Genomic DNA, 282 nt, shown 5'->3' with positions numbered 1-282 from the left:
CGGGCTTCATGCTTTGCCGCATAGCTTGTCACTTTCCGCAGATTGGAGAGTACACCAGCGGTCAAGAGGTCGGTGCGGATAAAGTGCGCCGTACAGTCATGGGTGCGTTTCTTGTAGTTGCCGCAGATATAACAGTCCTGCTTGCGCTTGTCCGTCTGGTATCGCTGCTGATACATCACACTGCCGCAGTCTGCACAGAACAGTATGCCGGAGAACAAGCCCACTTCATCATAGCGGTTGGGGCGTTTGCGCTGCTTGCGAAGCTCCTGCACCCGTTCCCAT

General features: G+C 55.3%; 1 protein-coding gene. It reads right to left on the bottom strand.

Annotated features, from left to right (window positions below):
* On the bottom strand, window positions 1-282 hold a 282-nt coding region (locus DXD12_RS15740; RefSeq protein WP_243105415.1), incomplete at both ends, for a zinc ribbon domain-containing protein.

Origin of the sequence: Clostridium sp. TF11-13AC (assembly GCF_003481065.1) — a bacterium.
GTDB lineage: Bacteria > Bacillota > Clostridia > Lachnospirales > Lachnospiraceae > Otoolea > Otoolea fessa.
This window is presented reverse-complemented; position numbering and strand designations above follow the sequence as displayed.